This window comes from Leifsonia sp. SIMBA_070 (assembly GCF_046534635.1).
In the GTDB taxonomy this organism is placed as follows: domain Bacteria; phylum Actinomycetota; class Actinomycetes; order Actinomycetales; family Microbacteriaceae; genus Leifsonia.
This window is the reverse complement of the sequence record NZ_JAWRYK010000301.1, coordinates 1-270: the sequence shown is the minus strand read 5'-3', so window position 1 is coordinate 270 and position 270 is coordinate 1. Positions and strand designations below refer to the sequence as shown.

At 45.9% G+C, this 270-nt stretch carries 1 protein-coding gene; it reads left to right on the top strand.

Translation table 11 applies throughout. From position 1 onward, the window contains the following. Positions 1-31: 31 nt before the first annotated feature. The coding region (locus SB754_RS20445; RefSeq protein WP_410784191.1) for a hypothetical protein at positions 32-270 on the top strand (239 nt) is incomplete at its 3' end.

The window sequence follows — 270 nt, the reverse complement described above, 5'->3', positions numbered from 1 at the left end:
ATCATTGATTGCATCTGTTATACATCACGCGGTGATGATGAAGCTCGAGCCTGGTAAGTTAATCACCCTTGGTGTTAATGACGAGCCTGTATACCGTTTCAAGGACTGGAATTCCGAGTCATCAAAGGCATTTGCCGATGGCTACACCCTTTTGACGCGCACTTGGAGCGAAGCAGCAGAGTCAATCCGTGCTGTTCTGTGTGCTTTAATCGATCAACAAGCTTTGATTAATGAGAATCGCGGTAGGGCAAAAATTTATGCCCATAGTGG